This window comes from Pseudomonas sp. GW821-FHT01E10 (assembly GCF_059422365.1).
Genome location: NZ_JBWKWT010000012.1, coordinates 1 through 12,507, shown reverse-complemented (window position 1 = coordinate 12,507; position 12,507 = coordinate 1). Strand labels below are relative to the sequence as shown.

General features: G+C 58.2%; 11 protein-coding genes. 3 read left to right on the top strand and 8 right to left on the bottom strand.

Going from position 1 to position 12,507, the window contains the following annotated elements; translation table 11 throughout:
* The first annotated feature begins 58 nt into the window (after window positions 1-58).
* A complete protein-coding gene (rssB, locus tag AC07V0_RS20250) occupies window positions 59-1,240 on the top strand; it encodes a two-component system response regulator RssB (protein ID WP_018928140.1) in 1,182 nt (393 codons plus the stop codon).
* Window positions 1,240-1,722 carry an anti-sigma factor antagonist RssC gene (rssC, locus tag AC07V0_RS20245; protein WP_007935262.1) on the top strand — a complete coding sequence of 161 codons (483 nt, stop codon included), beginning with the start codon at window positions 1,240-1,242 and terminating at the stop codon, window positions 1,720-1,722. Before rssB ends, rssC begins: the two co-directional genes overlap by 1 nt.
* A 141-nt stretch (window positions 1,723-1,863) precedes the next feature.
* On the opposite strand, the gene tal is transcribed toward rssC, so the two are convergent.
* The 4 genes from tal to AC07V0_RS20225 form a co-directional block, all read right to left on the bottom strand.
* Entirely contained in the window at window positions 1,864-2,790 is a 927-nt protein-coding gene (gene tal / locus AC07V0_RS20240) for a transaldolase (RefSeq protein WP_018928139.1), read from the bottom strand.
* 357 nt (window positions 2,791-3,147) lie between these two features.
* Window positions 3,148-4,158, bottom strand: a complete 1,011-nt coding sequence (gene dusA / locus AC07V0_RS20235; RefSeq protein ID WP_457326948.1) for a tRNA dihydrouridine(20/20a) synthase DusA — start codon at window positions 4,156-4,158, stop codon at window positions 3,148-3,150.
* Between the two features lie 285 nt (window positions 4,159-4,443).
* On the bottom strand, window positions 4,444-6,924 hold the full coding sequence (locus tag AC07V0_RS20230) for a hypothetical protein (protein ID WP_457326949.1): 2,481 nt from the start codon (window positions 6,922-6,924) through the stop codon (window positions 4,444-4,446).
* Between the two features lie 313 nt (window positions 6,925-7,237).
* Window positions 7,238-7,696 carry a hemerythrin domain-containing protein gene (locus AC07V0_RS20225; RefSeq protein WP_064616968.1) on the bottom strand — a complete coding sequence of 153 codons (459 nt, stop codon included), beginning with the start codon at window positions 7,694-7,696 and terminating at the stop codon, window positions 7,238-7,240.
* A gap of 505 nt (window positions 7,697-8,201) precedes the next feature.
* On the opposite strand from AC07V0_RS20225, the gene AC07V0_RS20220 reads away from it, so the two are divergent.
* Complete coding sequence (locus AC07V0_RS20220) at window positions 8,202-8,399, top strand: hypothetical protein (RefSeq protein WP_019582096.1); 198 nt, start codon at window positions 8,202-8,204, stop codon at window positions 8,397-8,399.
* 130 nt (window positions 8,400-8,529) lie between these two features.
* Here AC07V0_RS20220 and AC07V0_RS20215 read toward each other — a convergent pair whose 3' ends face one another.
* The 4 genes from AC07V0_RS20215 to AC07V0_RS20200 all read right to left on the bottom strand — a co-directional run bounded on the left by AC07V0_RS20215 (window position 8,530) and on the right by AC07V0_RS20200 (window position 12,277).
* Window positions 8,530-9,321, bottom strand: coding sequence for a transporter substrate-binding domain-containing protein (locus tag AC07V0_RS20215; RefSeq protein ID WP_495019825.1), 792 nt, complete (start codon window positions 9,319-9,321; stop codon window positions 8,530-8,532).
* Window positions 9,322-9,402: 81 nt separating this feature from the next.
* Window positions 9,403-11,484, bottom strand: coding sequence for a copper-transporting P-type ATPase (locus AC07V0_RS20210; RefSeq protein ID WP_457327007.1), 2,082 nt, complete (start codon window positions 11,482-11,484; stop codon window positions 9,403-9,405).
* Window positions 11,485-11,574: 90 nt separating this feature from the next.
* Window positions 11,575-11,778 (bottom strand): DUF2933 domain-containing protein, encoded by a 204-nt coding sequence (locus tag AC07V0_RS20205; protein ID WP_018928127.1) that lies wholly within the window; start codon window positions 11,776-11,778, stop codon window positions 11,575-11,577.
* Between the two features lie 94 nt (window positions 11,779-11,872).
* Window positions 11,873-12,277, bottom strand: a complete 405-nt coding sequence (locus tag AC07V0_RS20200; protein ID WP_064616971.1) for a hypothetical protein — start codon at window positions 12,275-12,277, stop codon at window positions 11,873-11,875.
* Between the last annotated feature and the right edge of the window lie 230 nt (window positions 12,278-12,507).

Here is a 12,507-nt window from a genome sequence, read left to right as displayed (position 1 = left end):
GTGCAGGGCCAAATGCCCAGCCTGCTACGCCAACCTAATTCTGGCGCCGTTTGCCCACATGCCAAAAACCAGTGCCACGCTGCTGATAATCGATGATGACGAAGTAGTGCGTGCGAGCCTCGCGGCCTACTTGGAAGACAGTGGTTTCAGTGTCCTGCAGGCCAGCAATGGCCAGCAGGGTCTTCAGGTATTCGAGCAAGACAAGCCCGACTTGGTCATCTGCGATCTGCGCATGCCGCAGATGGGCGGACTCGAACTCATTCGCCAGGTCACCGAACTGTCGCCGCAAACCCCGGTAATCGTGGTTTCGGGCGCCGGTGTGATGAACGACGCCGTCGAGGCCCTGCGCCTGGGCGCAGCGGACTACCTGATCAAGCCTCTCGAAGATCTCGCCGTACTCGAGCACTCCGTGCGCCGTGCCCTGGATCGTGCGCGTCTGCTGCTGGAAAACCAGCGCTACCGCGAGAAGCTGGAAAAGGCCAACCGCGAGCTCGAAGCCAGCCTGAACTTGCTCCAGGAAGACCAGAACGCCGGTCGCCAGGTGCAGATGAACATGCTGCCGGTGAGCCCCTGGACCATCAACGAGTTCCAGTTTGCGCACCAGATCATCCCGTCGCTGTACCTGTCGGGCGATTTCGTCGACTACTTTCGGGTCGACGAGCGTCGGGTAGCGTTCTACCTGGCGGACGTTTCCGGTCATGGCGCCTCTTCAGCCTTCGTCACCGTGCTGCTGAAGTTCATGACCACGCGCTTGCTGTTCGAATCCAAGCGCAACGGCACATTGCCGGAATTCAAGCCTTCAGAAGTCCTTGGTCATATCAACCGGGGCCTGATCAGTTGTAAGCTGGGTAAACACGTCACAATGGTCGGTGGAGTCATCGACGAGGAGACAGGTTTGTTGACCTATAGCATCGGCGGTCATCTGCCGTTGCCCGTGTTGTACACGCCAGACAGTGTTCGTTACCTGGAAGGGCGTGGTCTGCCGGTGGGCCTCTTCAATGAAGCCACCTACGAAGACCACGTACTGGAGCTGCCGCCGGTATTCAGCCTGACGCTGATGTCTGATGGCATTCTGGACCTTTTGCCAGAACCCACACTCAAAGATAAAGAAGCTGCTTTGCCTCAACGGGTGAAAGCGGCGGGCGGCAGCCTGGATGGTCTGCGCCAGGTTTTTGGATTGGCCACGCTAGGGGAGATGCCGGATGATATCGCCCTGTTGGTGTTGAGCAGGAATCTTTAATGAGTACCGGTAGAATCCAGTTCGCCGAGCAGGACGGCACCTTCGTCCTGAAGTTCGTCGGTGAAGTTCGCCTGACCCTGTGTTCGGCGTTGGATGCGACTATTGAGCGGATCTTCACTGCGTTGAACTTCAACGCCATCGTGATCGACCTGACCGAAACCCGTAGCATCGACAGCACCACTCTGGGCCTGCTGGCCAAGCTGTCGATCCTGTCGCGGCAAAAAGTCGGCCTGTTGCCGACTGTCGTCACCACCCACGAAGACATCACCCGTCTGCTGCAGTCCATGGGCTTTGAGCAAGTGTTCAACATCGTTGACCGCCCGATCCCATGCCCTGAATGCCTGACCGACCTGCCAGACCAGGACCAGTCCGAAGAAGTGGTGCGGATCAAAGTCCTCGAAGCACACAAAATCCTCATGGGCCTGAACGACTCCAACCGTGAGGCGTTTCATGACCTGGTGAACGCGCTGGAGCGTCACTGATTAATTCCCTGTGGGAGCGGGCTTGCCCGCGAAGGCGCCCTAACAATCACCACATCTTCCAGTGCTAAGCCCATTACCCGAATTCAACGCAAAAAAAGGGCGAACCCATGGTTCGCCCTTTTTGCATCCAGCTAACTCAAATCACAGCTTGGCCTGCAACAACGCCTCAAGCTTCTCCTGGTCCCGAGCAAACTGACGAATGCCCTCAGCCAGCTTCTCGGTCGCCATCGCATCCTCGTTGGACAACCAACGGAACTGCGCTTCATTCAAGCTCAGACGCGCTTCACCCGTATGCCCCGGCACCAATTTACGCTCCAGCTTGCCGGTATCCGCCGCCAGTTTCTCCAGCAGATCAGGGCTGATGGTCAACCGATCACAACCGGCCAATTGCTCGATCTGATTCAGATTACGGAAGCTGGCACCCATCACTACGGTTTTGTAGTCATTGGCCTTGTAGTAGTTGTAGATGCGCGTCACCGACTGCACGCCCGGATCATCCGCGCCGGTGTAGTCGTTGCCGGTGGCCTTCTTGTACCAGTCGTAGATACGGCCCACGAACGGCGAAATCAGGAAAACTCCAGCGTCAGCACATGCCGCCGCCTGAGCGAAAGAGAACAGCAAGGTCAGGTTGGTCTGAATGCCTTCCTTTTCCAGCTTCTCGGCAGCGCGGATGCCTTCCCAGGTCGAAGCGATCTTGATCAGCACACGGTCACGGCCAACGCCGGCTTTCTCGTACAAGTCGATCAGACGGTGCGCACGCTTCAATACGGCGTCAGTGTCGAACGACAGGCGCGCATCCACTTCAGTGGAAATACGGCCAGGAATCACCTTCAGAATCTCTTGCCCTACCGCCACACCAAAACGGTCACTGGCCAGGCCCACATCGCCCTTGCAGTCGCTGACGCAAGCGTTCAGCAACTCGGCATAACCGGGAATGGCCGCCGCTTTGAGCAGCAGGGAAGGGTTGGTGGTGGCGTCCACGGGTTTAACGCGAGCGATTGCTTCGAAGTCGCCAGTGTCGGCAACCACGGTGGTCATTTGTTTGAGTTGTTCCAGCTTGGAAGTCATGGGCGTGCTCTGTCCTATGGGTCTAATGACATTACCCGAGCGCTGACAGCCACTCAAGGGTGCATGTGCGTATCGAAGGCCCCAGTGGCAACATCCTGGAAACGGATGTTTGAAAGGCGGGGCGTGGTCTCGGTAAATACGATGCTGAAATGGAGGGCAGGTTCAATGGAGGTGACGGTTAGCGTGCTGAGCAGGCCTGGGTCATGTCCTCAATGCTTACCGATTTGACCAGCTTGCGAATTAGACCTTTGAGCGCTCGGGCCGAACAAGTGACGGCCGCCATTTCAAAGCGGCCATTTTCTAACGAGACAGAGCGCGGACACCGGCGCGCGAAACCTGCAAGCGAGTGACGAGGGATTAACGTCCCTCCAACAACTCTGCCGCCTGATCCAGCAACGCCAACGGCTCTTTAGCCTTGTGAATATCCACCGACAACAACTGCCGAAACTTGCGTGCCCCCGGAAACCCGGTGCCCAGCCCCAGCACATGCCGAGTGATGTGATGCATCGCGCCACCCGCCAGCAGATGCTCGGCAATATAAGGCCGCAACTGCGCCAGCGCCTCGGCCCGGCTGATCACCGGCGCCGTGCTGCCAAACAGCTGCTGATCCACCTCAGCCATCACATAAGGGTTGTGATACGCCTCACGGCCCAGCATCACACCGTCGAACGTCTGCAAATGCTCGTGACAGGCCTCGAGCGTCTTGATCCCGCCGTTGAGAATAATCTCCAGCTCCGGAAAATCCGCCTTCAACCGCGCCGCCACGTCATAACGCAGAGGCGGAATGTCACGGTTCTCCTTCGGTGACAACCCCTCCAGAATCGCAATCCGCGCGTGCACGGTAAAACTCGTGCACCCGGCATCCCGAACCGTGCCGACGAAATCACACAGCTCCTCGTAACTGTCCCGTCCATTAATCCCGATCCGATGCTTCACCGTCACCGGAATCGACACCGCATCACGCATCGCCTTCACACAATCGGCCACCAACTGCGGATGCCCCATCAGGCACGCGCCGATCATATTGTTCTGCACCCGATCACTCGGGCAGCCGACATTCAGGTTTACCTCGTCGTAACCGTGCTCCTGGGCCATGCGGGCGCAGGCGGCCAGGTCCAGCGGAACACTGCCACCGAGTTGCAGGGCGAGCGGGTGCTCGGCTTCGTTGTGACGCAAGAAGCGGTCGTGGTCGCCGTTGAGCAGCGCGCCGGTGGTGACCATTTCGGTGTAGAGCAGGGCGTGCTTGGAGAGCAGGCGCAGGAAGAAGCGGCAGTGGCGGTCGGTCCAATCCATCATCGGCGCAACGCTAAAGCGTCTAGACACTGTAGAGCTTGAATTTACTGAGTATGTAGCTGATTTCTGTACCATTTCGCTCTACGTGTTCAAAGCCGGTTTTAGGGGGTAAATGGGCGTTTTGAGGGGCGTTGATACAATGTACCAACCCCTTTAACAATTGTACCAGTTGACTATGGCCACGATCAGAGCACGCAAGCGCACCGACGGCGGCACCAGTTACACGGCACAGATACGCCTGTTCCGATATTGTCAGGCAAGATTAAGCTCAGGCCCGACATCTAACGTGACTCAACCGAACGTGCCTCAGTCGGCTTCGTCTCTTTTCGCGCGCCATGCCAGCGCCAGTGATAAACGTGACTAGCGCCAATGGCGTAAAGCCGATGTATCCAATGCTTGCCACGCTTCGGAGTGACACAGTTGATCCTTCGTCAGCCAGAGTCCTGCGTGCGGGCACAGGGACTCGGCGGGGAGTGCCAGCAGGTCGCTCAACTTCATTGCGCTGATTGAGCCTCGGTCTCTTTCATCCTCGGCTTCCCAGTCGCGCAGAAATAGTCGCACCTTCAAGACATCGGCATTAAAACCTTCAAACTGTGGTCGATTGTGGAGCCACTGAGGTGAATGCCTCAAGGTTCGCTCCTGGACATCCAACAGCAAGATCTGCCATGCCAAGCGACCTCCGTGGTCATCGTCGACGTTGGTATGGAGTCGAGTCAGCGCGAGATAACGTGCATCCTCGGACCAGATCATCGAGGGCGCGAGATGGCTGATGGCGCAACCGGACGCCGTCAGCAAATGCCCGCCCAGGCGTGGGCTCTGGACGCGTAGCCAACTGTCGGCGTATTCGGTTTCACAACCGAACAGCCACGCGGCATCTTTATCCATCGGTGCTGGCTGGACAAAGTTTCCATCGGCGATTGCAGACTGTGGCTGTTTAACCAGGCGCCAATCGGGGAGGGCGCTCAGGCCTTGTTGGCTGACATTGAGCTCACACCACTCGTAGTAAAGCCGGGAGTCCTGTCGATACTGGCAAAATGCAGCGGCATCGTCCGCCTCGGGTGGCGATTGATCAAAGCGCTGCAATGGACTGCTTTGCCGATCCTGATCCAGGCGACCTCGAATCACTGCCAGGCTCAGTCTCGGCCCACGAAAGTCCAACAATCGTGCGACCAACAGAGGAGGGCTGTTCATCAATTGTCGTTCCTGTGCGTCGACCACCACCACGTGACCTGCTGTGGCGGGCGGCAGGGCGAACGGTATTAATGCGATGTAACGTCCAGTGTCTGAAACTCGATGATCGAGCAGCCAAACGCCCGGTAACTCCCAGCCCCCAATCCTGCAGGTATAACCCCCGAGCCCCAGGCTGTTGTCTTGCCGCCAGCTAAATTGAGCCCGCGTATCATCAGTCAATGGTGCCGACTCGACCATCGTCGCGCCTCGCTGTCCATCACCCAACAGAGGCACGGCCAACCGCACGCGAGTCAGGTGCCGCTGCGCAACCTGCACCCGGCCGTTCGGATCATGGCCCACCTGAGACTCACAGTCGCTGTGTATGCTGTACAAGCCATAACCATAGCGACCGCGATCAGGCTGCGGGTAGTCGAAGTAGGACGATAGCCGCAGGTAGTGGTCATCCAGCTCCAGGGGGGCGCTCCAACCCACGGAAGGTTCGCTGTCGGCGGATAGCCACGGACAAGGCAATGCTTGCCAGCCGCGGTCTACGTGCCAGAGCCAGTATTCGAGGGCTTGCGGTTGCTCATCATCCATCCGTGCATGGCAAGCGAACGAGCGACTATCGTGATTCCAGATGATTGAGGTATCGGCCCTGATCAGCAACGAAGTGGGCTCACCGTTTATGCTCACGCGGTATTCCGGGTTCATCAGCGGGGCGCAAGGCTGTGGCAATTCACGCAGGCTGGCCGGCAGCGCCAGGCAGGCGTCCAAACTTTGCTGACCATCGGGAGACGTATGCCGGAACGCGTCGAGCGCAAGGTTTTTTTGCCAGTCACCAGGCTCAACCCAAAGGTCAATAACGGGCACCAGGCTGACCTTTTCAGCCGTCGTCAGCAGTTGCTCCAGGCTGATCTCCCGTGCGCCGTTGTCGACCAGCGGACTGTAACGCCCACTCAGGATGCCGTCGTTAAAGGCATCCAGTTCCCAAAATTCATCACACGAACACTGGTAAAGCTGACGCAACTGTCGATCCAGAATCACCAACCCCCAGGCTTGGCGCGAGGGTAAAGGCGCGGCGAAATAACGTCCGTCATTCGAGAAGCGAGCCGACGACCCAAGGCCCTGGAGCAGCACCCCATCGGGAAACAGGTAATCGCACAGGACGGGCCCGCCCATGGCGATTTCGCTGTAGTTGAACACCCTGATGGGCTCGCCCTCGGGAGTTTGCTGAGGTTCGTCCCCACCCCAGGCACTGGCGCCGCCTGAAGACTGACCAGGCGATAGCGGTGACGACTTGGCCTGTGTTTTATCGACCAGGCCAAAACGTCTTTCCAAGTGACTGACGCAAGCCAGCCCGAAGAACATCACAGCCGCTGCCCCCGCAATATCCCAGTACGCCGGCAAAGCCCTGCCCAGATTAAAACCCAGGCCTAGTGCGGCAGAGGTCATGAGCCGTGCAGCCCCTCGGCCGGTTCGTTGCCAACCGGCCCGCGCGGTCAGCCACATTAAGGCAGTACAACCCAGTACCACACCGAGTGCCCATAACAGCGGTAGTACCGCCACGAGGAAAATCGGGATCAACAGTACGGCGATTTGCCAAAGTAGATCGAGCAATAATCGAGGCAGGCTTTTTTCGTCAGTACGTTGATCCGAAGAGTGAGTCACCATTACCTCGAGAATAAATGGGCGATTTCAAATAAGCGTGTTTGCGTAAAAGAGAGATGCTGAGTTACCAACGACCAGCCTGACCGAGGCTGGGAGGTGGGGAGTTTATCAGGATTGGGCTTGCGGGGCTCAGGTGAGTCTAGCGGAGGTAGTTGAGAGCGAGTGAAAACAGGAGCGGAAGGGGTTGAGTGACTTGCAACAAAGAGCCATCGATATACGGACACCCCTGTAAGTTAATACGTGGTGTTCGCGTAATTACTTAGTGAGGTCAGTACTAAGTAGTAGCTAATTTTTTAACGTATGAGGCGAGCTCCAATTAATGCCATTGATGCTTGATTTCCTGCCACTGGTCGTCTGAAAGCCACTTATCTGCCGCCGGAAAGAAAATATTCTCCTCGGCGTCCATGTGATCGTAATATTTTTTGATGAAGTCATCGATAGTGTCAGCAATTACTCTCGTTTCGTGAGTTGTATCCTTCAGCATCTTCAACTGTCCAGCAATGCGCCCAAATGCCTGATGATCTCGCTCGATATCCTTGACCCGTTGGTGGATCGGCGCCTCAGTCGCTAGCAAGGCCAGCCGAATAAGTTCTTCATTTTCATGGTGGTGTCGCTCTGCATCACCATGCAAGGCCTCCAGCATCGTGAACAACAGCTTGCAGTCATCAGTTCCATCGGGTTCATGTCTGATTTTCCTCAGCAACTCTTTGATCTGAGTAATTTTCATAGACACTTCGTGATGATAGGTTAGAAGTTCTTTCAATAAAATGTTCATGTCAAATCCTCGTTACGACACCAGATCATCACAGAAATATGTTTTTTAACCAGTCACTCCAAAAGACGCCTGAATTTCAATAATTTCAATATCTTGTTAAGCGCACTCGCTGACACTGTTCAATCTTTTTAGTATAGGCGAGCACAAAGCTCCCACCCCGGGAAATTTTCCACCTTTGGAAAAAATTGAAATATCGAGTGTATGTTTATATGCACTATCTGATCTGCCGGATCTGCGCCCGCGAAAACGGAATGAGAAAGCAGCGCCCAAATCGATGCGGTGGCAGCTGTGCGCGGGTCTGCAAGACCGGGAAACCAGGAACCCGGCAGACCCGAAGGTCTCCCGCACAAAGCCGCCATTGAGCAGGTGTGTCGCTTCAGAAAAAACAAGGATGCTGAACCAACGCTGTCGCTCAGCAATGTTTCATCAAGTTGGGCAGGCTCGCGGCATAGGATGACCACCTAAGACCGTGCTGCCTCACCTCCAGCCCACAGGAAACAACAAGATGATCTCGAACCTCTTCAAAGCCATGCTGATCACCGGTGCTTTGCTCTTGAGCGCCTGTTCGGGTGTGAGCACCAGTTCCTGCTTTTCAGAAGGCTGCCAACAATTCGATGGCCATAACCCCAACAAGGTGAACTTTGGTGGGAGCGCGATCGGCAACAGCTTTAATGAGTACAGCTCGGGCTTGCTGCACGACTAAGGAATGACGCAACGGCTGGGGTGTTTTCGCCGTTGCGTGATTTACCTGATGACCCGCGTGTTCTGATTTTACGACTGCTGCGCAGCCGAACGCAGGCTGCGCCAGCTGCTACGGGGAATGGACTAACGGGCTATTTAGCCTCTGGCACCGCAATCCACTGACCGAGGATTTTCTGGTAATTCCCCGTTACCTTGGCCAGGTGCAGCCCCTGATCGACATACATCTTCCAGCTGATGTCATCCCGCGGCAACAGATATGCCTTCTCCCCATACTGCATGTATTGCGTCGGGTTGACCGCGCACAAACCCGGTTTGAGTTTCTGCTGATACAGCGCTTCCGACGCATCGGTGATCATCACGTCAGCCTTCTTGTCCAGCAGTTCCTGGAAGATGGTCACGTTGTCGTGCAGCTGCAATTGCGCCTTGGGCAGGAAGGCGTGGACGAAGGCTTCGTTGGTGCCGCCGGCCGGTTCGACCAGGCGAACCGAAGGCTGGTTGATTTGTTCGAGGGTCTGGTATTTCGCCTGATCTTCGCAGCGCACCAGCGGGATTTTGCCGTCGACGTCCAGGGTGGTGCTGAAGAAGGCTTTTTTCTGGCGTTCCAGGGTGACGGAGATGCCGCCGACGCCGATGTCGCATTTGCCCGCGAGCATGTCGGGCATCAGGGTTTTCCAGGTGGTCTGGACCCACTCGACCTTCACGCCCAGGCTGTCGGCCAGCGAGCGGGCCATGGCGATGTCGATGCCCGAGTATTCGCCGTCTTCACCTTTGAAGGTATAGGGTTTGTAGTCGCCTGTGGTGCAAACGAGCAGTTGGCCTTGTTGCAGGACGGTGTCCAGGTGCGAAGGGCTTTGCTCTGCCTGAGCGCCGCAGGATAGCGCCAGCAGGCCACTGAGCAGCAATGTGCTTTTTATGGTTTTCATGGTTATCGGGCTTTTGTGATGGAGTGGGGGGCAAGGCTGGATCAGTGTAGTGAAACCGCTTCCTGGCTGTCAGCAATGTGCTCAGTCAATCACGGCCCGGCGCAGGCGCAAGGCATTGAACACCACTGAGGCAGAGCTCACGCTCATGGCCAGTGCCGCCACCAACGGGGACAGCAAATGCCCGGTCAGCGGGTAGAACAACCCGGCGGCGAGGGGGATGCCCATGGCGTTGTAAGCCAGGGCAAAGGCAAGGTTCTGGTGCATGTTGCGCACGGTTGCCACCGACAGGTTGCGGGCATGCAGAATGCCGAGCAGGTCGCCCTTGACCAGGGTGACTTGAGCGCTGTTCATCGCGACATCGGTGCCAGTGCCCATGGCGATACCGACGTCGGCACGGGCCAGGGCCGGGGCGTCGTTGATGCCGTCGCCGGCCATTGCCACTCGGTGCCCGCGTTCCTGCAATGCGGCGGCCAGGCGTTCCTTGTCCTGTGGCTTGACCTCGCCGTGGACCTCTTCGATACCCAGTTGGCGGGCGACGGCACGGGCAGTGGTGAGGCCGTCTCCGGTCGCCATGATCACCCGCACGCCATCGGCCTGCAGGCGTTCGACAGCGAGCCGGGTGGTGGGTTTGATCGGGTCGGCGACGGCGAGCAACCCCGCGAGCACGCCATCCACGGCCAGGTACATGATGCTGGTTCCGTCGCTGCGCAGTTGCTCGGCTTGAGGTTGCAAGGCTTCCAGGGCGATGCCGGCTTCTGCCATCAGGGCGGTGTTGCCCAGTTGAACACGGTGCCCGTCGACCTGGCCGCGCACGCCGATGCCTGACGCCGACTCGAACGTCTGCGCTGTGCTCAACACCAAGCCATTGGCGCGTGCATGTTCGACGATGGCGTGGGCCAACGGGTGCTCGCTGCCCTGGTCGAGGCTGGCGGCCAGGCGCAGCACCTCGTCAGCACTGTAGCCAGGCGCAGGTTCGACGCTGTGAAACGCCGGGCGGCCTTCGGTGAGGGTGCCGGTCTTGTCCACGATCAGGGTGTCGATTTTGCGCAGGTTTTCGATCGCCGCCGCATCCCGAAAGAGCACGCCGCTGCTGGCCGCCTTGCCGGTGGCGACCATCACCGACATCGGTGTGGCCAGGCCGAGGGCACACGGGCAGGCGATGATCAGCACCGCCACTGCATTGATGAGGCCGAACACCCAGCTCGGTTGCGGCCCCCACAACCCCCAGCCGACAAAAGTCAGGACGGCAATGGCGATCACCACCATGACGAAGTAGCCAGCAATCACGTCCGCCAGGCGTTGCATCGGTGCTTTGGAGCGTTGTGCCTGGGCCACCATCTGCACAATTTGCGCAAGCACGGTGGCTGAGCCCACCTTCTGCGCCTGCATCACCAGGCTGCCGTGGGTATTGAGGGTGGCGCCGATCAGCCCGTCACCAGGGCGTTTCATCACGGGGACCGGCTCGCCTGTGAGCATGGACTCGTCCACCGCGCTTTCGCCCTGCAACACCACACCATCGACCGGGACCTTCTCGCCGGGGCGCACGCGCAAGGTGTCGCCGCTGTGCACATGGCTCAGTGCAATGTCTGTTTCGCTGCCGTCGGTGTTGATCCGGCGCGCAGTCTTGGGCGCCAGGCCGAGCAGTGATTTGATCGCGGCCGAGGTTTGCGAGCGCGCCTTGAGTTCCAGCATCTGTCCGAGCAGCGTCAGGGAAATAATGACCGCCGCTGCTTCGTAGTACACGCCAACCCGGCCGTCCATCATGAAGGTGGCTGGAAACAGGCCGGGTGTCAGGGTGGCGGCAAGGCTATAGAGGAAGGCCGCCGCGGTGCCGAGGCCGATCAGCGTCCACATGTTGGGGCTGCGCTGGATGACCGAACGGGCGCCGCGCACATAGAACGGCCAGCCGGCCCAAAGCACGACGGGCGTGGCGAGCACCAGTTCGACCAGGTTCTGTGTGGCGCCGTGAAACAGGCTCAAGCCATGGCTGCCCATCGCCAGTGCGGTCACCGCCAGAGTCAGAGGAAGGGTCCACCAGAAGCGCCGGGAAAAGTCCGCGAGCTCAGGGTTGTCCGATTCCTCCAGTTCGGGCAACACCGGCTCAAGGGTCATGCCGCACTTGGGGCATGTACCCGGACTGTGCTGGCGGATCTCCGGATGCATGGGGCAGGTGTACTCTTTTTCGGTCGTCGGCTCCGCCGCCTGCTGCGCCAAAGCAGGTGATTTGAGGTGATCGAGATGGCGATGCATGGGTCAGTGTCTGCCGTGGTGATGCCCGAACAGGTGCATCAGCGGGCACAGCAATAGAATCAGATAGGGCAAAAGCGGGTAGATATGACCGTAATGCTCGCGGGCCAGGTAGAACAGTCCGATCACCAGCAGCATGCCTAGCGCGATGCCGGGTTTGCTGCGCCAGAATGAGGTGGCTGGAGGTGTCGAGGGGTTTGAGTGGTTCATGTGATGCGCTCCGTTCTGACGAAAATCTTCCGGGGTGTCGTCCGGCTATGCCGGCCAATGCCAACCGTCTACGACGGGGGCTATGGCGCGATGCTTATTGGCCCATCGGCATCTTCATCATCATGGATTGCTGATCCATCATTTTCATCATCATGTCCATCATCGCCGTATCCGAGCTGCCCTTGCCACCGGACATGCCCATGCCCATCCCCATACCTCTGCAATTGTCGTGCAGCATGCCGAGGCTTGTTCTCATCGTAGTCATGGCTTCCTGCATGGCTGCCCGGCGTTCGGCCGGGGTTTTGGCGGCGATCATTTTGTCGTGGGCCGCCTGCATTTTCTTCATCTGTTCGCTCATGGCCTTGTCTTGCATGGGCGTGGCTTGGGTTGCGTCCTCGGAGGGGGCGGCGGGCGTTGTTTCGGGGTATTCGGCAGCCAGCGTCAGCAATGGGCTGCTCATGACCAGTGCGGCCAGGAGGGACTTGACGTAGATGTGCATGGCGATCTCCACATTGATAACGCGGATCGGCAGCGTCGGATGGCTGCGGACCAAGGTATGTTGTGTTCCCGTTAGAGGGAGTGATCTTGAACTTACGCCACGGTCGCAGGGCGTTGTTGATCCATATCAAACGACGTCCACAGAGGTTTGTTGTGCGTAAGCGTCCGGCCAACACACCTTTCTGATCCCAACGCTTAGGGCGATGGTGGACACCTATTGTAAGTGGACAC

Coding starts and splice junctions, on each gene's coding strand:
- rssB (WP_018928140.1), top strand. CDS start 59: ATGCCAAAAACCAGTGCCACGCTGCTGATAATCGATGATGACGAAGTA.
- rssC (WP_007935262.1), top strand. CDS start 1,240: ATGAGTACCGGTAGAATCCAGTTCGCCGAGCAGGACGGCACCTTCGTC.
- tal (WP_018928139.1), bottom strand. CDS start 2,790: ATGACTTCCAAGCTGGAACAACTCAAACAAATGACCACCGTGGTTGCC.
- dusA (WP_457326948.1), bottom strand. CDS start 4,158: ATGGTACAGAAATCAGCTACATACTCAGTAAATTCAAGCTCTACAGTG.
- AC07V0_RS20230 (WP_457326949.1), bottom strand. CDS start 6,924: ATGGTGACTCACTCTTCGGATCAACGTACTGACGAAAAAAGCCTGCCT.
- AC07V0_RS20225 (WP_064616968.1), bottom strand. CDS start 7,696: ATGAACATTTTATTGAAAGAACTTCTAACCTATCATCACGAAGTGTCT.
- AC07V0_RS20220 (WP_019582096.1), top strand. CDS start 8,202: ATGATCTCGAACCTCTTCAAAGCCATGCTGATCACCGGTGCTTTGCTC.
- AC07V0_RS20215 (WP_495019825.1), bottom strand. CDS start 9,321: ATGAAAACCATAAAAAGCACATTGCTGCTCAGTGGCCTGCTGGCGCTA.
- AC07V0_RS20210 (WP_457327007.1), bottom strand. CDS start 11,484: ATGCATCCGGAGATCCGCCAGCACAGTCCGGGTACATGCCCCAAGTGC.
- AC07V0_RS20205 (WP_018928127.1), bottom strand. CDS start 11,778: ATGAACCACTCAAACCCCTCGACACCTCCAGCCACCTCATTCTGGCGC.
- AC07V0_RS20200 (WP_064616971.1), bottom strand. CDS start 12,277: ATGCACATCTACGTCAAGTCCCTCCTGGCCGCACTGGTCATGAGCAGC.